Below are 20655 nucleotides of genomic sequence, written 5' to 3'. Positions count from 1 at the left end.
CCGGCGTGGAGAAGACCGACCGGCAGATCCTGCGGCTGCTCGCCGCGGACGGACGCATGTCCTTCACCGACCTCGGCAAGGCCACCGGCCTGTCGACCAGCGCGGTGCACCAGCGGGTCAAGCGCCTCGAGGAGCGCGGCCTGATCCTGGGGTACGGCGCCACGGTGGACCACGCCGCCGCCGGCAAGCCCCTGACCGCCTTCATCAGCATCACGCCGTTCGACGCCGCGCAGACCGACGACTACCCCGAGCGGCTGCGCGAGATCACCGAGATCGAGTCGTGCTGGTCGGTCGCGGGCGAGGAGTCCTACATCCTCAAGGTGCGGGTCGGGACGCCGGGCGACCTCGAGGAGCTGCTCGCCCGGGTGCGCGCGCAGGCCGGGGTGTCCACCCGGACCACGATCGTGCTCTCCACGCCGTACGAGAACCGGCCGGTCGACTAGAGCCCCGCCGAGGCGCGCGGGGTGCCGGCGGCCGGCGGGGTGTGGAGCCGGCGCACGACCGGCGCGCTCGAGCCGGGCAGCACCGAGCGGACGTCGTCGGGCAGTGCGGTGCTCGCGGCCACGGTCGGGGCGACCCGGTAGGGGCCCGAGAGCAGCACGCTGCCCAGGACGCGTCGCAGCCGGGACATCTCGGCCCGCGCGGTCACCACGCGGGAGGCGTCGTCGAAGAGGTCCTCGGCCAGCGCCGACGCCGTCCGCCCCTCCGGCCCCGCCTGCACCAGCGCGAGCAGGATCTCGGCGTGCCGGGGCGACAGGCGACGCGACCAGTCGCCGGAGGGACCCGACACCCGCAGGCACGGCTCGTCGAGCAGGTCGAGGACCAGCGAGGTGCCCTCGTCGTCGGCACCCGGCCGGGTGCCGGTGTCCAGGCGCAGCAGCCAGCCGCCGGCCAGGGGCTCGGCGTGCGCGGCGCCGAGGCTGGGCAGCCAGACGGGTCCACCGGCGAGGTCGGTGGGCAGGGCCACGCGGTCGGGCAGCCGGGAGCCGACGCCCGCGGCGAGGTGGCCGTGCCGGTCCACGGCCAGGACGTCGCCGGTGGTGCCGGCCAGGAGGGGGGCGGCGCGCGCCCGCAACCGGTCCAGCTCGCCACGTCGGTGCTCCACGATCTGCATCGCGGTGAGGCGGGCGGCGGTCTCGACCAGGGCGAGCTCGGCCGGGTGCATCCCGCGCGAGGGTCCGCTGACGTCGACGACGCCCAGCGTGCGGCCCGACCAGGGGTCGCGCAGGGGGGCGGCCGCGCAGCCCCAGGCGGTGTGGGACTCCACGAAGTGCTCGGGGCCCCGGATGTGCACGCCCTCGCCCAGCACCAGGCTGGTGCCGATCGCGTTGGTGCCGACGTTGCCCTCGGTCCAGGCCGAGCCGGTCACGAAGCCGAGACCGTCGGCCATCCGTCGTACGCCGGCCGAGCCGGACCGCCACAGCACCCGGCCGTCCGCGTCGGCCACCACCACCATCTGGCCCGCGTCGACCACCGAGGCCAGCGTCTGCTCGAGCCGGGGGACGAACGCCGCCAGCGCGCTCGTGGCGCGACGACGCTCCAGCTCGTCCTCGGCCAGGGGCGGCACGTCGGGCGACGAGCCCGGCTCCAGCCCGCAGGCGGCGACCCGGCGCCAGGAGGCCGCCACCGTCGTGCGCGGCGACCCGCCCTGACGCGCCAGCGCGTGCTCGCGCAGCCGGTGGCGGCGCAGCTCGTCGGTCATGGCCGGCTCCAGTGGGACGGGTGGTTCGGTCGGGTGGACGGCAGCCGCGCGGCACGGGGCCGTTGCAACGCGCTGCAACCCTGGCGTCGCCGGGCCGGAGGCTGTGTCCTCGGTCACACCAGCCTAGTCGAGGAGACCGACATGACCCAGGCGCCCGAGCGCGAGACCACCGACCCGACGACCGACGCCGGCACCACCCCCGACACCGCGCCCGGCACCACCCCCGACGCAGTCTCCGACGCCCAGCGGCGCGCGGAGGCGTGGCTGGGGGCCTTCGAGCAGGCGCTGACCGCCCGCGACGTGGACGCGGCCGCCGGGATGTTCGCCGCGCGCAGCTTCTGGCGCGACCTGGTGTCGTTCAGCTGGAACCTGGTCACCGTGGAGGACCCCGCCGGGGTCCGCGAGCTGCTCACCGAGACCCTCGAGCACACCGCCCCCTCGGGCTTCGCCACCGAGGAGCCGGCCGAGGAGGCCGACGGCGTCGTCACGGCGTGGATCCGGTTCGAGACCGCCGTGGGCCGCGGGCGCGGCCTGGTGCGTCTGGTCGAGGAGGACGGTCAGGACAGGGCGTGGACCCTGCTGACCACCCTGTTCGAGCTCACGGGTCACGAGGAGCCCCGCGGGACCCAGCGTCCGATGGGGGCCGAGCACGGGGCCACCAAGCAGCGCACGACCTGGAAGGAGGCCCGCCAGGCCGAGGCCGAGAGCCTGGGGTCGACCACCCAGCCCTACGTGCTCGTCGTCGGCGGCGGCCAGGGCGGCATCGCCCTCGGGGCCCGGCTGCGCCAGCTCGGGGTGCCGGCGCTCGTCATCGACAAGCACCCCCGGCCCGGTGACCAGTGGCGCAACCGCTACAAGTCGCTGTGCCTGCACGACCCGGTCTGGTACGACCACCTGCCCTACCTGAAGTTCCCCGACAACTGGCCGGTCTTCGCCCCCAAGGACAAGATCGGCGACTGGCTGGAGAGCTACGTGAAGGTCATGGAGGTGCCCTACTGGTCCTCCACGACCGCGAGCAGCGCGACGTACAGCGAGGAGACCGGGACCTGGACCGTCGAGGTCGAGCGCGAGGGCAAGCCGCTCACGCTCAGGCCCACGCAGCTGGTCTTCGCCACGGGCATGTCGGGCAAGGCCAACGTGCCCGAGATCCCGGGCCGCGAGCGCTTCCGCGGGGAGGTGCACCACTCCTCGGCGCACCCCGGCCCCGACGCGTACGCCGGCAAGAAGGTCGTCGTGATCGGCAGCAACAACTCCGCCTTCGACATCTGCGGCGCCCTGTGGGAGCACGACGCGGACGTCACGATGGTGCAGCGGTCCTCGACCCACATCGTCAAGAGCGGCAGCCTGATGGAGCACGGGCTCGGCGACCTCTACTCCGAGCGGGCGCTGGCCGCGGGCGTCACGACCGAGAAGGCCGACCTGATCTTCGCCTCGCTGCCCTACCGGATCATGCACCAGTTCCAGATCCCGGCGTACGAGGCGATGGCGGAGCAGGACAAGGACTTCTACGAGCGCCTCGAGGCGGCCGGGTTCCGCCACGACTGGGGCGACGACGGCTCGGGCCTGTTCATGAAGTACCTGCGGCGGGGCTCGGGCTACTACATCGACGTCGGCTCGGCCGAGCTGGTGGCCGACGGCGAGGTGAAGCTCGCGCACGGCCAGGTCACGCACCTGACCGAGGACGCGGTCGTGCTCGAGGACGGCACCGAGCTGCCCGCGGACCTGGTCGTGCTGGCGACCGGCTACGGCTCGATGAACGGCTGGGTCGCGGACCTGGTCGACCCCGGGACCGCCGACCGGCTCGGCAAGGTGTGGGGCCTGGGGTCCGACACCACCAAGGACCCGGGTCCGTGGGAGGGCGAGCAGCGCAACATGTGGAAGCCGACCCAGGTCGCGAACCTGTGGATGCACGGCGGCAACCTGCACCAGTCGCGGCACTACTCGCTCTACCTCGCGCTCCAGCTCAAGGCCCGCTTCGAGGGGATCGACACCCCCGTCTTCGGCCTGGCCGAGGTGCACCACACCGGCTGAGCCTCCCCACCCCCGACTCGCGTGCCGCCCGGTGACCCCCGCCCGGGCGGCACGCGGCGGCACTCACCGCAGCAGGTCCAGCACCGCCTTCTCCAGGCGTCGCTGACGGGCGGCGGGGGAGCGGGTGGGGCCGCGGACGAGGGCGGGGTCGATGGTGGTCCCGCTCTCGTAGAGGTCGATGACGCGCGGGTCGATGTAGGAGGCCTTCGCGATGGTCGGGGTGTTCCCGAGGTAGTCCGACACCTCGAGCACCGCCTCCTTGACCGCCCGCTGGCGCGACCGCCTGGTGTCGCCCGGCTCCTCGCTGGCCGCGAGGGCGGCCGCGGCGATCACCGTGGCGTGCCAGGTGCGGAAGTCCTTGGCCGTCAGGTCCTCCAGGAGGGTGCCGAGGTAGGTGTTGACCGCGGCTCCGTCGAGGTCCTTCCAGACCCGCTCGAGCCGGTAGGCGAGCAGCCGCTCGGTCCCGCCGCGGCGTCGGCGCAGGCTGTCCAGGGCGTCCAGCACGTCGGGGTCGTCGATCTCGATGCTGTGCTCGATGCCGGACTTGCCGACGAAGGTGAAGTGCAGGACGTCGCCCTTGCGACGCACGTGCCGCTTCTCCAGCGTGGTCAGGCCGAAGGAGCCGTTGGCGTCGGCGTACACGTCGCTGCCGATGCGGAAGTAGCCGAGGTCCAGCAGGCGCACGGCGACCGCGTCGGCCCGCTCCAGCGGCATCCCCTCGAGACCGAGGTCGCGGGTGATCGCCCGCCGGGCGGCCGGGAGCTTCTCGGCCGCCCGCAGCACCCGGTCGAACTTCAGCTTGTCGCGCTTGGCCCGCCAGTCGGGGTGGTAGAGGTACTGCCGCCGACCGGCCGCGTCGGTGCCGACGGCCTGGATGTGTCCGTTGGGCCAGGGGCAGATCCACACGTCCTGCCACGCCGGCGGGATGGCCAGGGACTTCAGGCGCTGCACCTCCTCGGCGTCGGTGATGCGCTCGCCGGTCTGGTCGAAGAAGGTCCAGCCACGACCGGCGCGACGTCGGGTGCCGCCCCTCGTGCTCGGGTAGACGGTCCGCAGGCGTGCCATGGCACCCTCGTTCCCCGGCTAGCCTCAGCCCATGCAGCCCGTCCTCTTCAGCGCCGACGAGACCTTCGCCTCCTCACCCTCGGCCGCCTTCGGCGCCGTGCTCCGGGCGCCCCTGCCGGGCCTGTTCGACCGCAGGTACGCCGCGCTCCCGCCCATCACCCAGGTCCAGGACCAGACGGGGGAGTGGGAGCACGTGGGCCAGACCCGCACGATCGTGCTCTCCGACGGGGGCACGATGCTCGAGCGGCTGGTCGCCGTCGAGGCGCCCGACCGGTTCGACTACGAGCTGACCCGGTTGCGCGGCCCGCTCGGCCTGCTCGTGCGCCGGGTCGAGGGCCGCTGGGCCTTCGACGCCGCCGGGGGCGGCACCCGGGTGACGTGGAGCTGGCAGGTGCACCCGCGCACGCCGCTCGCGGTGCCGGCGGTGCTGGCGATCCGCACGATGTGGCGCGGCTACGCCCGGCTCGGGCTGCAGCGGGTCGGGCAGCTGCTCGCCGGCTGAGGCCGCGGACCCGCCCGGGTCAGCTCGCGAACCCGACGTGGACGTGGTCGTGGTGGGTGCGGTCGCTGAAGAACTGGGGCGCGGCGCCCAGCAGGTAGGGGCCGCCGACGTTGTGGGCGCCCGTGTCGGCCGCGGCCCGCATGAGGTCGGTGACCAGCCGACGCGGGGTCGCCGGGTCGACGACCGCGCGGCCCGCGATGCGCCACACGTCGAACGCGCGGCCCCGCGGGTGGTCGCTGGGGCGGGTGGTGCCGAAGACGTCGAGCGGGTGGCCCGAGCGGACCACGCTGATCCCGATGGGGTGCTGCTGCGCGAGCGCGAGGATCCCGGCGAGCGTCGTGGACGAGACCCGACCCGAGGCCACGTCGGCGGCGGCGGCCGGCGGGAGGTCGACCCGGTCGGACCCGAGCACGCGCCGCGCGACCCGCGGCAGCGCGGGGGCCGGCGGACCCGGCCGCGACGGCAGCACGCGCTCGACCACCCAGCGGCTCCCGCTCGCGCTCAGCCGCACGTCGAAGGTGCGTCCTCCGGCCAGGACCCGGCCCCGTGAGCGACGCCAGGCGCGGGTGGCCACCAGGACGCTGGCGCTGGCGGGGAGCAGCCCGCCGTACTGCGCGTCGACGACCTCGGTGACCTGGTCCGCGGAGGTGGTCCGTCGCAGCACCTCGGTCACCGTCGCCTGCTTGCAGGCCGGCTCGAGGTCACCCGCGGAGGGCCGCCACCGGCGCACGACGGGCAGGGCGGGGGTGGACGGCCCGGCCGACGGCGTGCTCGACCCGCTGCTGGACCCGCTGGGCGAGGACGACCGCGGCGCGGTGGTCGTGGTCGGTCCCGCCCCGGAGCAGCCGGACACGAGCGGCCCCGTTAACCCCAGGGCCAGCAGTCCGCGCCGCGACAGGTCCACCGCTCCAGGCTAGGTCAGCCGGGGGAGAGCACCCCCGCGGCCTGCTCGGCCCACCAGGCCTGGCCCTCGGGGGGCAGGGTGTGGATCGGGTCGTAGTAGGAGAAGGTGCGGGTGAGGGCCTCGGGGTCGGTGGCCTCGATCGAGGTGCGGTAGTTCTTGGTCCACTCCGAGACCCCCCGCACCGTGTCGTACGCCGCGACCTGGTGCACCCACCGCTTGCCCACGAACGGGACGTCGCACACGATCCGCGGGGTGGCGAAGCCGGGCAGGTAGCCCATGATGTGGTGCTGGAGCCGCTGGGCGTCGGCGACCGAGACCCGCCAGTGCTCCGCGGCCGGGATCATGTCGCACATGTAGAAGTAGTAGGGCAGGATCTGCGCCCCGTCGAGCAGGCGGAAGCACAGGTCGAGCAGGGCGTGCGGGTCGGCGTTGACGCCGTCGAGGAGCACCCCCTGGTTGCGCACGTCGCGGACGCCCGCGTCCAGCATCGCCCGCGCGGCCCGCGCCACCAGCGGGGTGACGGAGTTGGCGTGGTTGACGTGGGTGTGGATGGCCAGCGAGACCCCGCGCGAGCGGGCCAGCCCGGCGACCCGGCCCATGCCCTCGACGACCTCGTCCTGGAGCCAGTGCTGGGGCAGGCCGGCGAGCGCCTTGGTGGCGAGCCGGATGTCGCGGACGTTCTCGACCTCGAGGACCTTGGTCAGGAACTCCTCCAGGCGTGCCCACGGCATGTTGGCCACGTCGCCGCCGGAGACCACCACGTCGCGCACCGACGGGGTGCGGCGCAGGTAGTCGAGCATCTCGGCGTGACGGTCCACGGGCTTGCCGAGGAACTTCAGCTTCTCCACCGCGGGGGTCGAGTTTCCGACCAGGTCCATGCGGGTGCAGTGGCCGCAGTACTGCGGGCAGGTCGGCAGCAGCTCCGCCAGCACCTTGGTCGGGTAGCGGTGGGTGAGGCCCTCGACGGCCCACATGTCGTGCTCGTGCAGGGAGTCGCGGCTGGCGTGCGGGTGCGAGGGCCAGTCGGTGCGACGGTCGGAGAACACCGGGATCATGTAGTGGCGCACCGGGTCGGCGTAGAACGCCTCCGTGAGCGACCCCGGGCCGCGCGGCTCGTCGTGGGGCGCCATCGTGTTCATCATCTGCGGCGGCACCAGCATCGACATGGTGGCCCGCTCGGCCTGGTCGCGCTCGAGGTCGGCGAAGAAGCGCTCGTCCACGAGGTCGCCCAGCAGCGCGCGGAGCTGGCGGGTGTTCTTGATGCAGTGGGAGCGCTGCCACTGGGCGGACTCCCACTGCTCCGTGGTCACGTCCTTCCACCCCGGGAAGCGGGTCCAGTCGGGCTCGACCAGCTCGACGCGGCGGTAGGGGTAGGGCTGACCGGTCTCGCCCTCGACCAGGGACGCGATGGACGTCTCGACACTCATGACAGCAGTATGAACACGAATGTTGCGGTGCATCAAACCAATCGCCGTAGGATTTACGGTGTTGTCATCATCGATCAGGAAGGAACGCCATCCGTGGGACGCATGACAGGGGATCCGGTGGGACTGCACCGGGTCCTGGAGCCCGCCGGGGTGCTGCCGCAGGCCGCCCTGCGGCTCGACACCGACCCGGAGGTCCGTGACGACGAGGTCCGGGTGCGGGTCGAGCGGCTCAACCTGGACGCCGCGTCCTTCCGGCAGCTCGAGACCGCGCACGGGCCGGTCGAGGACGGCGGCAGCGGCGAGGGCCCCGACGGCGTACGCCGGGAGGTGCTGGAGATCGTCCGCGCCCGCGGCAAGATGCACAACCCGGTGACCGGCTCGGGCGGCATGCTGGTCGGCACCGTGGAGGAGGTGGGGGAGTCCTCCCCGCTCGGCCTCGCGGCGGGGGACCGGATCGCCACGCTGGTCTCGCTCACCCTGACCCCGCTGGTGGTCACCGACGAGCTGCGCGACTGGGACGGTCGCAGCGAGCAGGTGCCGACGCAGGGCCACGCGATCCTGTTCGGCCGCAGCATCGCGGCCCGCCTCCCCGACGACCTCGCCCCCGAGCTCGCGCTGGCCGTGATGGACGTCTGCGGGGCGCCCGCCCTGGTCGAGCGCCACGTGCGCAGCTACGACGCGCCGGTCGTCACCGTCGTCGGCGGCGCCGGCAAGTCCGGGTCGCTGTGCCTGGCCGCGGCCCGCCGCGCCGGGGCCCGCCGCACGATCGCGGTGGTCCCGCACGAGGCCGAGGCCGAGCTGCTGCGCGCGGACGGGCCCGGCGCCGGTCTGGCGGACGCGGTCGTGGTGCAGGACGCCCGGGACCCGGTGGGGCTGCGCGACGCCGTGCGGGCGGCCGGTGGACCCGCCGACCTCACGATCGTCTGCGTGGACGTGCCCGGCTGCGAGGGCGGGGCGATCCTGTCCACCGCCGAGGGCGGCACCGTGGTCTTCTTCTCCATGGCCACCTCGTTCAGCGCCGCCGCGCTGGGCGCCGAGGGGCTTGCCGCCGACGTGACCATGATCGTCGGCAACGGCTACGTGCCCGGTCACGCCGACCTGGCGCTGGAGCTGCTGCGCTCCGAGCCGGCCGTGCGGGCGATGTTCGAGCGGAGGCTCTGATGGTGGATCGCAAGCTCGACCTCGACCCGGCCGCGGTGGCGCGGGCCCGGGGGCTCGCGGCCACGGTCGGGCAGCCGATCGTGGACCTGGCCCGGGCCCACACCACCGTCTCGGTGGAGCGCGCGACCCTGCGCCTGGCCGGGCTGAGCGGGGCCGACCCCGACGGCACGCCGTGGGTCAACCGCCTGGCCGACGCGGTCCGCGCCGACGTCGGCCTCGAGCACGGGCTGGCGCTGCCGGTGTGGGACGCCCTCGGCCGCGGCGAGGCCGAGGACCTGCTGACGCTGGCCCAGAAGGCCTCCGCCGGCTCGGTGCGGTTCCGGCTCCCGGAGGGGGACCGGGCCCGCGAGGTGCGCCGGGCGGCGCACGCCCAGGTCGCGGCCGGCGTACGCCGGGTGGACGAGCGTCGCGTCGAGCGCGAGCGGATGGTGGCCGAGATCGGCGACGCCCCACGCCAGCCCTGGATCTACCTGATCGTGGCCACCGGCGACATCCACGAGGACATCCCGCAGGCCCAGCAGGCCGCCCGGGAGGGAGCCGACGTGATCGCGGTGATCCGCTCGACCGGCCAGTCCCTGCTCGACTACGTCCCCGAGGGCGCGACCCGCGAGGGCTTCGCCGGCACCTACGCCACCCAGGAGAACTTCCGCCTGATGCGCGCGGCGCTCGACGAGTCCAGCCGCGAGCTGGGCCGCTACGTGCGCCTGACGAACTACGCGTCCGGGCTGTGCATGCCCGAGATCGCGGCGCTGGCGGGTCTCGAGCGGCTCGACATGATGCTCAACGACTCGATGTACGGCATCCTCTTCCGCGACATCAACCCGGTGCGCACCTTCGTCGACCAGCGGTTCAGCCGCCAGGTGCACGCCCGGGCCGGGATCATCATCAACACCGGCGAGGACAACTACCTCACCACCGCCGACGCCGTGGAGGCCGCCCACACGGTCACCACCTCCCAGCTGCTCAACGAGTTCTTCGCCCGCGAGGCGGGCCTCGAGGACTGGCAGCTCGGACTCGGGCACGCCTTCGAGATCGACCCGTCGGTCCCGGACTCCTTCCGCCTCGAGCTGGCCCACGCGCTGCTCGCGCGGGAGCTGTTCCCCGACGCGCCGCTGAAGTGGATGCCACCCACGCGGCACATGACCGGGGACATCTTCAACGGCTACCTGCTCGACGGGTTCTTCAACCTGGCCGGGGCGCTGACCGGCCAGGGGATCCTGCTGGTGGGGATGATGACCGAGGCGGTGGTGACCCCGTGGATCAGCGACCGCGACCTGGCGCTGCAGAACGTCCGCTACGTCATGAACGCCGCCGGCTCGCTGCACGAGGACTTCCGGCCTGCCCCCGACGGCCTGATCGCCCGACGGGCGCGCCAGGTGCTGGGGGAGTCCACCGACCTGCTCGAGCGGATCCGGCAGCACCCCGACGGCCTGCTGGACGCGATCGCCGACGGCACCTTCGGGCTGATGAAGCGCCCCGCCGACGCGGGCCGCGGCCTCGACGGCGTGGCGGCCAAGGCCGAGGGCTACTACAACCCCGCGACCGACATCCTGGAGGAGGAGCAGTGACCGAGGTCCCGACCGGCCCGACGGAGGGCAAACGGCTGCTCAGGCCGTACGGCGACACGACCGGCGACGGGATGGTCCAGCTGTCCTTCACCCTGCCGATGCCGCACTCGAAGGTGGCCGAGGGGTCGGCGGTGCAGCTGGCCAACAAGATGGGGATGGACCCGGCCCTGGTCGTGCACGCGCGCCCGATGGGACCGGACTTCACGTTCTTCGTGGTCTACGGCCGCGTCCACCACCTCGTGGACCCCTCGGTGGTCGAGGTCGTGGAGCGCGACTACGACCTGCTGACGCCGAAGGAGGTCAACGCGGCGGTCAAGGCCTCGCTGCGACGCCGCCTGGTCGTCGTGGGGGCCTGCATCGGCACCGACGCCCACACCGTGGGCATCGACGCGATCCTCAACATCAAGGGGTTCGCCGGCGAGAAGGGCCTGGAGTACTACCGGGAGCTGAAGGTGGTCAACCTCGGCGCCCAGGTCTCCGTGCCGCAGCTCGTCGACCGCGCCGTGGCCGAGAAGGCCGACGCCGTCCTGGTCTCCCAGGTGGTCACGCAGCGGGACGCCCACCTGCTCAACACCCGCGAGATGTCGGCGGCCTTCCGGGAGGCGTTCCCGGCCTCCCGACGACCGCTGCTGGTCGTGGGGGGACCCCGCTTCGACGAGAAGATGGCCGGCGAGCTCGGCGTCGACCGCGTGTTCAGCCGCGGCACCACCCCCGGGGAGGTGGCCAGCTTCCTGGTCCACCGCCTGGCCGTCCAGCAGGAGGCGTCGTGAGCGACCCGACCACGACCGGCACCGGTCCGACCGAGGAGACCGCCGACGCCGTGGCGCTGGTCGGGACCGAGGTGGTGCACCGCTGCTACGTGTCCTTCACCCACGCCCACTACGCCGGCAACCTGGTCGACGGTGCCTGGGGGCTGGGTCTCTTCGGCGACGTGGCCACCGAGATGTGCATCCGCACCGACGGCGACGAGGGCCTGTTCGCGTCGTACGACGACGTGCAGTTCCGGGCCCCGGTGCGCGCTGGCGACGTCGTCGAGGCGGTGGCCCGGCTCGTCCGCGTGGGGCGCCGCTCGCGCCGCATGGACTTCGAGCTCCGGGTGGTGGCGCGAGGGGTGCCGGACGCCGACGGCGGGACCGGCGGCTCGACGGCGCGGATGCTGCCCGAGCCCCTGGTCGCGACGACGGCGAGCGGCACCGTCGTCGTCCCGTGAACGATCCAATTGGACCAGTGGTGGACCACTGACCCGCGTGTCGGGGGCGACACGCCGGAGTACCAGAAAATCCGGGAATTACCCGTTTGCCACGCCGACATGCGCCGTGACCTGCGCGTTCACCGTGTCCCAGCAGGTCACGTGACGGTTGACACCACCAGCACGAGAAGGAATGGTCCTGTCTCGTTACTCCGGGCAGAACGTCGCTCCAAGGCACACGACGGTTGCCCTCTCGGACCATCTCGCCATGATGGGTTCGGGCGGGCACGTGGCGGGTCGGATGTCGTGGGACGACGGGAGGACACGGGGGGAGCTGGTCCACCAGTAGACAACGCCCACGATCCTGGCAGCCGGCCAGGACGCGAGCGGTCCGAAGGTCGCATCGGCTCCCCCCGTCCTGCCTCGACCCGCGACGGGGCCCACTAGGTTGGCCCCCGTGACGCACCCACGGAGCCCCCGGGACGGCGACGCCGCCCGGGGGATCCCGGGGCTGGGCCGTGTCGTCGTGGTCGTCCCGACGTACGACGAGATCCTCAACCTCGAGCCGCTCGTGCAGCGGCTGCGGACCGCCCAGCCGGACGTGGACGTCCTCGTCGTCGACGACGGGTCCCCGGACGGCACCGGAGCCCTGGCCGACCGCCTGGCCGCCGCCGACCGCGCCGTCACGGTCCTGCACCGCACGGCCAAGCAGGGCCTGGGCGCTGCCTACCTGCACGGCTTCGCGGTCGCCCTGGACCGCGGCTACGACGTCGTCGGGGAGATGGACGCCGACGGGTCGCACCAGCCCGAGCAGCTGCAGCGGCTCCTCGACGCGTTGGGCACCGCCGACCTGGTGATCGGGTCGCGCTGGGTGCCCGGCGGCAGCGTCGTGAACTGGCCGTGGTCGCGGCAGCTGCTCTCCCGCGGGGGCAACCTCTACACCCGGCTCCTGCTCGGGATGCCGCTGCGCGACGCGACGGCCGGGTTCCGGCTGTTCCGCCGCAGCGCGCTGCAGACCGTCCGCCTGGAGTCCGTGGACTCGCAGGGGTACGTGTTCCAGGCCGACCTGGCCCACCGTGCCTGGCAGGCCGGGCTGCGCGTGGTGGAGGTGCCCATCGAGTTCGTCGAGCGCGAGCGCGGGGAGTCCAAGATGAGCCCGTCGGTCGCGACCGAGTCCCTGCGCCGCATCACCCGGTGGGGGCTGCAGGAGCGGCGTCGACAGCTGCGCCGCGTCCTGCGGCGGCACCCGCACCCGCGCGAGCCGGGTCGCTGCTGAGGAACAGCCGCTCGGCACCGTTCGTTGGACCGGGCATGAGACGACGCTTTCCGTGGTGGCTGCTGGTCGTGGCGTTCGTGGTGGTGCCCCTGGTGGAGATCTACGTGATCATCCAGGTCGGTCAGGTGATCGGCGCGTGGTGGACCATCGTGCTGCTGATCGCCGACAGCGTCCTGGGCTCCTGGCTGGTCAAGCGCGAGGGCGGACGGGCCTGGGAGGCCCTCCGGGTCGCGCTCGAGCAGCGCCGGATGCCCCACCGCGAGCTCGCCGACGGCGTGCTGGTCCTGGTGGGTGGCCTGCTGATGCTGACCCCGGGCTTCGTGCTCGACCTGGTCGGCATCCTGTGCATCCTGCCCGTGACCCGGCCCCTGGCGCGTCGCCTGCTGGCCGGCGTGATCGGCCGACGCCTGGCCGGCGCGACGTCCGGCGTGGGCGGACCGGCGGCGTTCGGCGGCGCCGGTCCCTTCGGCGGCTCGGGGCCCTTCGGCGGCCGCGGGAGCGCGGCGTACGACCCCCGGACGCACCGACGCCCCGGCACCGACGCCGATGACGGCGTGGTCCGGGGCGAGGTGGTCGACGAGGGCCGGCAGCCCTAGCGCCAGGGCCTCAGAGAGCGGCCTTCTTCTTGCGGGCGCTGGGACGGTGCAGGTGCGCCGGGCCGATCTCGCCGCCGCGCAGCAGCTCCAGGCGCTCGGTGAGGATGTCCTCGAGCTCCTTCTCCGAGCGACGCTCGAGCAGCATGTCCCAGTGGGTGCGGGCCGGCTTCTCGGCCTTCAGCTCCGGCTCGATGCCGGAGGTGGCGCGGGCCTCGGCGCCGCAGCGCGGGCACTCCCACAACGCCGGGACGTCGGCCTCGACCGACATCGTGATCTCGAACAGGTGGTCCTGCTTGCAGCGGTAGCCGACCTGCTGACGGGCGGCGAACTCGATGCCGCGCTCGTCCTCGAAGCTCTGGCCTCCCAGCCGTGCTCCACGAAGCGTGCGGTCTCCCATGAGCTACCTCCAAACTATGCACACCGCCGCGGGCTCGGGCGGGTGACTGACGTGTTCATGCGTACCGCCCGGGTCGCGGATCGGCAAGTCGGGTGCGTGGGTGGACTTCTCGTGCGGTGCCCACTCGTCCCATCATGACGCGGGACACCTGTCCAACGGCTGACGCCGACGCATCATTCCCCCTGGCACCGTCGTCCCACACCTGGGACGGGGGTGACCTGGGTCCCACCCGGCCCTCACACGGGCGCCGCAGGACCCTCGCGCGCCTCCTGAGGCGGAGGTGGGGACGACGTTGCCCGCCTCGCGGATGCCGCGCTGCGGGTCCAGCCGCAGGAGGAAGAAGGCCCCGAGCACGAAGAAGACGACCAGGGCCGCGATCGCGGGCCGGTAGGAGCCGGTCACCTGGAACACGACGCCGAACAGCAGCGTGCCGAACCACGAGGTGCCGCGCTCGGCGGCGTTGTAGAGGCTGAAGTACTCGCCCTCGCGACCCCGGGGGATCAGCAGGCTGAAGAAGGACCGCGACAGCGCCTGGGTGCCGCCGAGCACGATGCCGATGGCCGTGGCGACCAGGTAGAACAGCAGCGCGTTGCGCTCGGGCAGGAACATCGCCACCAGCACGATCACCATCCAGGCGAAGGTGCCGTACAGGATCGAGCGGTAGGCGCCGAAGCGGCCCGCCAGCCGACCGAAGAGCAGCGCCCCGCCGAAGGCCACGAACTGGATCAGCAGGATCGTGGCGATCAGGACCGTCTTGTCGAACTTGAGCTGCTTCTCGCCGTACGTCGAGGCCGCGTAGATCACCGTCTGGATGCCGTCGTTGTAGAAGAGGTAGGCCAGCAGGAAGGTCGACGTCATGGGGTACTTCCGCAGGTCGCGCAGGGTGGAGAAGAGCTGGCCGAAGCTGCGCTGGAAGAGCGAGCCGTCGTCGGCCACCACGTCGACCGGTGGGTGGTCGCGCAGCCGGACCAGCGGGATGATCGTGAACCCGGCCCACCACACCGCCGCGGAGAGCAGCGAGAACCGCACCGCCATCGACTCGCTGAGACCGATCCCGTCGTGGCCCAGGTACATCCCCAGGTTGATCGCCAGCAGCAGCCCGCCCCCGAGGTACCCGAAGGCCCAGCCACGGGAGGAGGCCGCGTCCCGCTCCTCCTCGGTCGAGATGTCCACGAGGATCGCGTAGTAGGCGACGAGGGAGCAGCCGCCCAGGATGCTCGCGGCCACGACCGCGAAGGCCGCGAGCTGCCAGTGGTCACCCTCGAGGAAGAACAGCAGCGCCGCGAAGAAGGACCCCGCGAACGCGAAGCCGGCCATGTTCCACTTCTTGCTCGCCGAACGGTCCACGAAGGCTCCGACGACCGGGAGCACGAAGGCGCTGGCGATGGTCGCGAAGCTGGTGAGGTAGAAGGGCAGGGAGCCGGCGGCGACGTGCAGTCCGAGCACGCTCACGGTCCTGCTGCACACGTCGGTGGCGTCCGTGCAGCCTGCCGCCTTGCCGGCGACGGTGCTCATGTACGGCGCGAACAGGACGCTCAGCACGGTCGTGTAGAAGGCCGAGTTGGCCCAGTCGTACCAGTTCCAGGCCTTCTGCTGGCGCCGCCGGTCGACGGGGGACAGGTCGGCGACGGGCCGTGGTGCGGTGGGGTCGGTGGCGGTCATGCGGGGTCCTCCCAGGCTCCGCGCCGCACCAGGACGTCGCGCAGGACGTCGGTGCGGTCGGTGATCAGTCCGTCGACCCCGAGGTCGAGCAGCTCCTCCATCTCGGACGGGTCGTCCACGGTCCACACGTGGACGTGCGCGCGGGCGGCGTGGGCCCGGCGCACGAGCTCCCGGGTGACCACGGGCACCGGACCGCGCCGGTGGGGGACCTGGAGCGCCGCGACGCGCCCGCGGGTGAGCAGGCGGGCGAGCCGGCCCGAGGGGGAGGCGACGAAGGCACCGACCTCCTGGGGCGAGGCCGACGTGGCCACGCGGTCGCCGCTGGCCCGGCGGAACGCGTCGAGCCGGCGCTGGGAGAAGGACCCGATGCAGACCCGCGACTCGCTGCCGGTGCTCTCCAGCAGGCGGGCCAGGGGCTCGACCGCCTCGGCGGACTTGAGGTCGATGTTGAACCGGGCCTCGGGGAGCTCCTCGAGGAGGTCGGCCATCAGCGGCACCGGGTGCTCCTCGCGGATGCGCGCCAGGCTCACCTGCTCGGCCGTCAGGTCGCGCACCAGGCCGCGGGTGTCGGTGACGCGGTCGAGGACGTCGTCGTGGAAGGCGACCAGGACCCCGTCACTGGTGGTGTGCACGTCGGTCTCGAGGTAGCGGTAGCCCAGCGAGACCGCGTGCTGGAAGGCGAAGAGGGTGTTCTCGGCCCCGACGAGGTCGGGGTGGCCGGCCCCGCCCCGGTGGGCCATCGCGATCACGGCGTCGCCGCGGCGACCGTCGTCGAGGTAGGGGTGCCCCGTGTGCAGCGACGGCGGGTGGCTCACGCGGCAAGTATGGGTCGGCACGCGTCGATCATCCTCGGCGCAACGCCGCCCGCGCATCCGGCGGCGTACTCAGGTCGCTCGGCCCTCGCCCCGCGGTAGCGTGGTGCCCGGCACACGGGGGACCTGGGGGGATCGATGGCACGAGCACTGCTGGCCGCTGCCGCTCTCGCCGTGGCCGTCGGCGTCCCGGCCTCGCAGCTCGACGCCGTGGCGGCCCCGACGGCCCCGGTGGCCCCGCCTGCCGAGTCGGCTGCGACGCGCTCCTCGTCCGACGTCCCGGCACCACGGTGGCGGGTGGCGGAGTCCGAGGACTTCAGCACCCCGCTGACGGTGGACCGGGCCGCCTGGCGCAAGGACCCGATGACCGCCACCAGCCCGTGGGCCGTCGACCAGTTCGACGACAACGGCAAGGTCTGGCACCGGATCAGCGACCCGGCGATGACCCGTCAGGTGCGGACGCTGACCGTGTTCCGCAAGCGGGTGCGCTTCGGGACCGGCGGCTGGCTGACCGCCGAGATCGCCGCGGTCGACAAGAACCACGACGGCCGCCCCGACTCCCGGCCCGGCCTGGCGACCACGACGCTGCCCGACGGTCAGCGGGCGGCCAAGCTGTCGGAGCCCTCGTGGGACGGCGGGGTGCTGATCCGGCCGACGCGGCCGCTGCCGGCGGCGTACCGCGTGGAGATGACCCTGCGCGGCATCGACTTCGGAGGGATGCGCCACGGCACGCTCAGCTACGACGGCAAGACCAACGGCTACCGCAACGGCAGCTGCAAGACGGCGTACCCGTGGACGTTCCGGGGGGCCCTGCCGGGCCGGTCGCGCTGCCGCTACCCGAGCGTGACCCAGGAGAACGGCTTCTACTTCCTGACCATCCTCGACCACGCCAACCCCGCGCCCCACGGCAACGCCGGCATCCACTACCGCCGCAAGGTCGTCCTGGACGCCTACAACAGCCAGGCGCCGTGGTCCTCGAGCAACGCGATCTGCAACCCCGCCACCGGGCAGCTCTACAGCGTCGAGGACGGCACCTACAACGGCGTCAACGCGGCGTTCGTGCGCGGCGACGAGTTCCGCGCCGAGAACAACAACGCGGGCAACCAGTACTTCTTCCGCACCCCGTGCGGCGACTTCGACGGCGCCGGCACGTGGGGCCCGAGCGGCCGCTACCGGGACCTGGTCTCCAGCGTCGAGCTCCAGCCCGAGCTGCTGCCGAAGGCCAGCTACCGGTTCGCCGTCGAGCGCGACACCAGCGGCTACACGATCGAGCTCCAGGGCCCGTTCCGGCACGTCGGGCAGGCGACGTACCGCCTGCACCACGACTTCGTCGAGGACGGCCGACCGATCTGGCACTACAACCAGACCGCTGCGGAGTACGACGGCCGCTTCGACCGCTCGCTGACCCACACCGGTCCGAGCGGCACGTGGACCACCCGCCACACCTGGCCGCGCGGGTCGGCGTACCCCGACAGCTTCATCATCGGGGACCCCCACCTGAACTTCTACGAGGGCTCGGCCGTCGTCGACGACATCCGGCTGCTGGTCCCGGCGACCTGACCCGACGCGCCCGTCACCGTGCGGCAGGCTCCCAGGTCACCGCGACCTGCTGGAGGTGCAGCTCGACCTCGGGGACCCCGCTGCGCACGGGAGCGGCGCACCCCTGGGAAGTGTCGGCGGTCGCGGTGATGATGGGGCGATGACGACCTTCCACGACACCCGCGAGTTCGAGGGCGCGGCGTTCGTCCGCGCCAGGTTCACCGGCGCCACCTTCCGGTTCTCCGACCTGAGCGGGGCCACGATGCGCGGCGTCGACGTCGACGGTCTCGACATCGACAGCCACGACCTCCTCCTCGGCCGGCTGCTCGTCAACGGGGTCGACGTGGTGCCGCTGGTCGAGGCCGAGCTGGACCGGCGGTTCCCGGGACGCGAGCTGCAGCGGGCCCGGACGCCCGAGGGGCTGCGCGAGGGCTGGGTCGCCGTCCAGGCCGCGTGGCGGGAGACGGTCGAGGCGACGCCGCCGGAGCTGGTCGACGCCCACGTCGAGGACGAGTGGTCCCTGGCCCAGACCCTGCGTCACCTGGTGCTGGCCACCGACGCGTGGCTGGGCGGCGGGATCCTGCGACGGGAGCAGCCGTTCCACGAGGTCGGCATGATCTTCACCGGGGCGCGCGAGATGGGCTTCGACGTGTCGATGTTCCGCACCCACCCCCCGGCGTACGACGAGGTGCTGGCGGTGCGGGCCGAGCGCCAGCAGATGGTGAGCGACTTCCTGGCCACGGCCACCCCGGAGCTGCTCGCCGAGGAGCGCGACAACCCGTGGGGCGGGGGCGACTGGCACCCCACGGTGGGGGACTGCGTGCGCGTGGTCCTGGAGGAGGAGTGGGCGCACCTGCGCTACGTGCGGCGCGACCTCGCGATCATCGACCCCCGCACGGGGTCGAGGACTAGCGTGACGGGGAGCACACCACCCACCCCCTGAGGAGCCCCCGTGACCAACCTCCGAGTCGTCGCCCAGATCCCCGCCCGAGCGGGCTCCGAGGAGGTCCTGCGCGAGGCGCTCACCACCCTCGCCGCGGCCACCCAGTCCCACCGCGGTTGCGTGGACTACGAGCTGTTCGAGTCCGCGGCGGCACCGGGCACGTTCGTGACCATCGAGACCTGGGAGAGCCAGGAGGACCTGGACGCCCACATGCAGACCCCCGACATCGCCACGGCGCTCGCCGCGGCGGAGGGCCACCTGGCCGGCGACATCGCGATCCACCCGCTCCGACCCGTGTGACGGCCCCGGCCCCGGCCGTGCGGCCAGGGCCTAGAGGTCGTGGAAGGTCTCGATCTGGGCGCCCAGCTCGTTGAGCCGGTCGGCGAGGCCCTCGTACCCCCGGTGGATGACGTACGTCGACCGCAGCACCGACGTGCCCTTGGAGGCCAGCATGGCCAGCAGGATCACCACGGCCGGCCGCAGCGCCGGGGGGCACACGACCTCGGTGCCCGACCAGCGGGTGGGGCCCTCGATCATCACGCGGTGCGGGTCCATCAGCGTGACCCGGCCGCCGAGCTTGTTGAGCTCGGTGAGGTAGATCGCGCGGTTCTCGTAGACCCAGTCGTGCAGCATCGTCTTGCCCTCGGCCACTGCGGCGATCACGGCGAAGAACGGCAGGTTGTCGATGTTGAGGCCCGGGAAAGGCATCGGGTGGATCTTGTCGATGGGGGAGTGCAGCGTGGAGTGGTGGGTGGTCAGGTCGGCCAGCCGGGTGTGGCCGTTGGCCGCGAGGTACTCCTCCGAGAGCGAGTAGCGGAAGCCCATCTCCTCCAGCACCGCGAGCTCGATCTCGAGGAACTCGATCGGGGCGCGGGTGATGGTGATCTCGGAGTCGGTGACGATCGCGGCCGCCAGCAGCGACATCGCCTCGATCGGGTCCTCGCTGGGGGAGTAGTCGACGTCGACGTCGATGTGGCTGCGGCCCGTGACGGTCAGGGTCGTGGTGCCGATGCCCTCGACGCCCACGCCGAGCTTCTGGAGGAAGAAGCAGAGGTCCTGGACCATGTAGTTGCTGCTGGCGTTGCGGATCACGGTGGTGGAGTCGCACAGGGCCGCGGCCATGAGGGCGTTCTCGGTGACCGTGTCGCCGCGCTCGGTGAGGATGATCGGCTTGGCGGGGAGGACGTCGGGGGAGACCGTCGCGTGGTAGCTGCCCTCGGTGGCCTTGACCTGCAGGCCGAAGGGGCGCAGGGCGGTCATGTGCGGCTCGACGGTGCGGGTGCCGAGGTCGCAGCCGCCGGCGTACGGCAGCTCGAAGTCGCCCATGCGGTGCATCAGCGGACCCAGGAACATGATGATCGAGCGGGTGCGCCGCGCGGCCACCTGGTCGATCGTGGCGAGGTCGAGGTTCGGCGGCGGGACCAGCTCGAGGTCGTTCTCGGCGTTGAGCCAGCGCGACTTGACCCCGATGCTGTCGAGGACCTCCAGGAGGCGGTTGACCTCCTCGATCCGCGCGACCCGGCGCAGCGTGGTGCGACCGCGGTTGAGCAGGGCCGCGCACAGCAGCGCGACGCCGGCGTTCTTGGAGGTCTTGACCTCGATCGAGCCGCTCAGCGTGGTGGGACCGGTGACGCGCAGGTGCGTCGGGCCGGTGCCGATGCTGACCAGCGGGGAGTCCAGCGCCTCGCCGATGCGGGCCAGCATCTCCAGCGAGAGGTTCTGGTGCCCGCGCTCGATGCGGTTGATGGCGCTCTGGCTGGTGCCGAGCGTCTCCGCGAGCTGCTGCTGGGTCCAGCCGCGGTGCTTGCGGGCGTCACGGATCAGGTTGCCGATGCGGCGCAGGTAGTCCTCGGTCACGTGCGGGACTGTATCTCAGATATG

General features: G+C 72.8%; 20 protein-coding genes. 12 read left to right on the top strand and 8 right to left on the bottom strand.

Features of this window, described 5'->3' with window-relative positions; genetic code table 11:
* Positions 1-5: 5 nt before the first annotated feature.
* The gene (locus tag ACYVDA_RS15025; protein WP_460819225.1) at positions 6-443 is read left to right on the top strand and encodes an Lrp/AsnC family transcriptional regulator; all 438 of its coding nucleotides are present in this window, start codon (positions 6-8) and stop codon (positions 441-443) included.
* On the opposite strand, the gene ACYVDA_RS15020 is transcribed toward ACYVDA_RS15025, so the two are convergent.
* Entirely contained in the window at positions 440-1702 is a 1263-nt protein-coding gene (locus ACYVDA_RS15020) for a GAF domain-containing protein (protein ID WP_460819224.1), read from the bottom strand. The genes ACYVDA_RS15025 and ACYVDA_RS15020 overlap by 4 nt on opposite strands.
* Before the next feature lie 141 nt (positions 1703-1843).
* Here ACYVDA_RS15020 and ACYVDA_RS15015 point away from each other — a divergent pair, with 141 nt between their 5' ends.
* Positions 1844-3733: an NAD(P)-binding domain-containing protein gene (locus ACYVDA_RS15015; protein WP_460819223.1), complete on the top strand. Its 1890-nt coding sequence runs from the start codon at positions 1844-1846 to the stop codon at positions 3731-3733.
* 63 nt (positions 3734-3796) lie between these two features.
* On the opposite strand, the gene ACYVDA_RS15010 is transcribed toward ACYVDA_RS15015, so the two are convergent.
* The gene (locus ACYVDA_RS15010) at positions 3797-4798 is read right to left on the bottom strand and encodes a DNA topoisomerase IB (RefSeq protein ID WP_460819222.1); all 1002 of its coding nucleotides are present in this window, start codon (positions 4796-4798) and stop codon (positions 3797-3799) included.
* A 31-nt stretch (positions 4799-4829) separates the two neighbouring features.
* Here ACYVDA_RS15010 and ACYVDA_RS15005 point away from each other — a divergent pair, with 31 nt between their 5' ends.
* Entirely contained in the window at positions 4830-5300 is a 471-nt protein-coding gene (locus ACYVDA_RS15005) for an SRPBCC family protein (protein ID WP_460819219.1), read from the top strand.
* Between the two features lie 19 nt (positions 5301-5319).
* Here ACYVDA_RS15005 and ACYVDA_RS15000 read toward each other — a convergent pair whose 3' ends face one another.
* Positions 5320-6204, bottom strand: coding sequence for a hypothetical protein (locus ACYVDA_RS15000; protein ID WP_460819218.1), 885 nt, complete (start codon positions 6202-6204; stop codon positions 5320-5322).
* 14 nt (positions 6205-6218) lie between these two features.
* Positions 6219-7631, bottom strand: coding sequence for a KamA family radical SAM protein (locus ACYVDA_RS14995; RefSeq protein ID WP_460819217.1), 1413 nt, complete (start codon positions 7629-7631; stop codon positions 6219-6221).
* Between the two features lie 117 nt (positions 7632-7748).
* Between ACYVDA_RS14995 and kdd the strand changes: the two genes are divergently transcribed.
* From kdd to ACYVDA_RS14965, 6 genes are all read left to right on the top strand, one after another.
* Positions 7749-8792 carry an L-erythro-3,5-diaminohexanoate dehydrogenase gene (gene kdd / locus ACYVDA_RS14990; RefSeq protein WP_460819216.1) on the top strand — a complete coding sequence of 348 codons (1044 nt, stop codon included), beginning with the start codon at positions 7749-7751 and terminating at the stop codon, positions 8790-8792.
* 2 nt (positions 8793-8794) lie between these two features.
* A complete protein-coding gene (kamD, locus tag ACYVDA_RS14985) occupies positions 8795-10360 on the top strand; it encodes a lysine 5,6-aminomutase subunit alpha (RefSeq protein WP_460819215.1) in 1566 nt (521 codons plus the stop codon).
* Entirely contained in the window at positions 10357-11130 is a 774-nt protein-coding gene (gene kamE / locus ACYVDA_RS14980; protein ID WP_460819214.1) for a lysine 5,6-aminomutase subunit beta, read from the top strand. Before kamD ends, kamE begins: the two co-directional genes overlap by 4 nt.
* The gene (gene kal, locus ACYVDA_RS14975; protein WP_460819213.1) at positions 11127-11570 is read left to right on the top strand and encodes a 3-aminobutyryl-CoA ammonia lyase; all 444 of its coding nucleotides are present in this window, start codon (positions 11127-11129) and stop codon (positions 11568-11570) included. The genes kamE and kal overlap by 4 nt, the downstream gene beginning before the upstream one ends.
* Positions 11571-12006: 436 nt before the next feature.
* Positions 12007-12825, top strand: coding sequence for a polyprenol monophosphomannose synthase (locus ACYVDA_RS14970; protein ID WP_460819212.1), 819 nt, complete (start codon positions 12007-12009; stop codon positions 12823-12825).
* A gap of 35 nt (positions 12826-12860) precedes the next feature.
* Complete coding sequence (locus tag ACYVDA_RS14965; RefSeq protein WP_460819211.1) at positions 12861-13421, top strand: FxsA family protein; 561 nt, start codon at positions 12861-12863, stop codon at positions 13419-13421.
* A gap of 10 nt (positions 13422-13431) precedes the next feature.
* On the opposite strand, the gene ACYVDA_RS14960 is transcribed toward ACYVDA_RS14965, so the two are convergent.
* From ACYVDA_RS14960 to ACYVDA_RS14950, 3 genes are all read right to left on the bottom strand, one after another.
* Positions 13432-13818 carry an RNA polymerase-binding protein RbpA gene (locus tag ACYVDA_RS14960; RefSeq protein WP_460819210.1) on the bottom strand — a complete coding sequence of 129 codons (387 nt, stop codon included), beginning with the start codon at positions 13816-13818 and terminating at the stop codon, positions 13432-13434.
* Positions 13819-13950: 132 nt separating this feature from the next.
* On the bottom strand, positions 13951-15480 hold the full coding sequence (locus tag ACYVDA_RS14955) for an MFS transporter (RefSeq protein ID WP_460819208.1): 1530 nt from the start codon (positions 15478-15480) through the stop codon (positions 13951-13953).
* Positions 15477-16295, bottom strand: a complete 819-nt coding sequence (locus ACYVDA_RS14950) for a glycerophosphodiester phosphodiesterase (protein ID WP_460819207.1) — start codon at positions 16293-16295, stop codon at positions 15477-15479. Before ACYVDA_RS14950 ends, ACYVDA_RS14955 begins: the two co-directional genes overlap by 4 nt.
* A gap of 135 nt (positions 16296-16430) precedes the next feature.
* On the opposite strand from ACYVDA_RS14950, the gene ACYVDA_RS14945 reads away from it, so the two are divergent.
* The 3 genes from ACYVDA_RS14945 to ACYVDA_RS14935 all read left to right on the top strand — a co-directional run bounded on the left by ACYVDA_RS14945 (position 16431) and on the right by ACYVDA_RS14935 (position 19074).
* Complete coding sequence (locus ACYVDA_RS14945; RefSeq protein WP_460819206.1) at positions 16431-17852, top strand: hypothetical protein; 1422 nt, start codon at positions 16431-16433, stop codon at positions 17850-17852.
* A 139-nt stretch (positions 17853-17991) separates the two neighbouring features.
* Positions 17992-18774: a DinB family protein gene (locus ACYVDA_RS14940; RefSeq protein WP_460819205.1), complete on the top strand. Its 783-nt coding sequence runs from the start codon at positions 17992-17994 to the stop codon at positions 18772-18774.
* A gap of 9 nt (positions 18775-18783) precedes the next feature.
* Positions 18784-19074, top strand: coding sequence for a putative quinol monooxygenase (locus tag ACYVDA_RS14935; protein WP_460819204.1), 291 nt, complete (start codon positions 18784-18786; stop codon positions 19072-19074).
* Positions 19075-19104: 30 nt separating this feature from the next.
* Here ACYVDA_RS14935 and ACYVDA_RS14930 read toward each other — a convergent pair whose 3' ends face one another.
* Positions 19105-20631 (bottom strand): helix-turn-helix domain-containing protein, encoded by a 1527-nt coding sequence (locus tag ACYVDA_RS14930; protein WP_460819203.1) that lies wholly within the window; start codon positions 20629-20631, stop codon positions 19105-19107.
* Positions 20632-20655 lie beyond the last annotated feature (24 nt).

The sequence above is a fragment of the Nocardioides korecus genome (assembly GCF_054778395.1).
The sequence above is the reverse complement of the archived record's forward strand: the minus strand, read 5'-3'. Positions and strand labels throughout refer to the sequence as shown.

Coding starts and splice junctions, on each gene's coding strand:
- ACYVDA_RS15005 (WP_460819219.1), top strand. CDS start 4,830: ATGCAGCCCGTCCTCTTCAGCGCCGACGAGACCTTCGCCTCCTCACCC.
- ACYVDA_RS15015 (WP_460819223.1), top strand. CDS start 1,844: ATGACCCAGGCGCCCGAGCGCGAGACCACCGACCCGACGACCGACGCC.
- ACYVDA_RS14965 (WP_460819211.1), top strand. CDS start 12,861: ATGAGACGACGCTTTCCGTGGTGGCTGCTGGTCGTGGCGTTCGTGGTG.
- ACYVDA_RS15010 (WP_460819222.1), bottom strand. CDS start 4,798: ATGGCACGCCTGCGGACCGTCTACCCGAGCACGAGGGGCGGCACCCGA.
- ACYVDA_RS15020 (WP_460819224.1), bottom strand. CDS start 1,702: ATGACCGACGAGCTGCGCCGCCACCGGCTGCGCGAGCACGCGCTGGCG.
- ACYVDA_RS14945 (WP_460819206.1), top strand. CDS start 16,431: ATGGCACGAGCACTGCTGGCCGCTGCCGCTCTCGCCGTGGCCGTCGGC.
- ACYVDA_RS14955 (WP_460819208.1), bottom strand. CDS start 15,480: ATGACCGCCACCGACCCCACCGCACCACGGCCCGTCGCCGACCTGTCC.
- ACYVDA_RS14995 (WP_460819217.1), bottom strand. CDS start 7,631: ATGAGTGTCGAGACGTCCATCGCGTCCCTGGTCGAGGGCGAGACCGGT.
- ACYVDA_RS14940 (WP_460819205.1), top strand. CDS start 17,992: ATGACGACCTTCCACGACACCCGCGAGTTCGAGGGCGCGGCGTTCGTC.
- ACYVDA_RS14960 (WP_460819210.1), bottom strand. CDS start 13,818: ATGGGAGACCGCACGCTTCGTGGAGCACGGCTGGGAGGCCAGAGCTTC.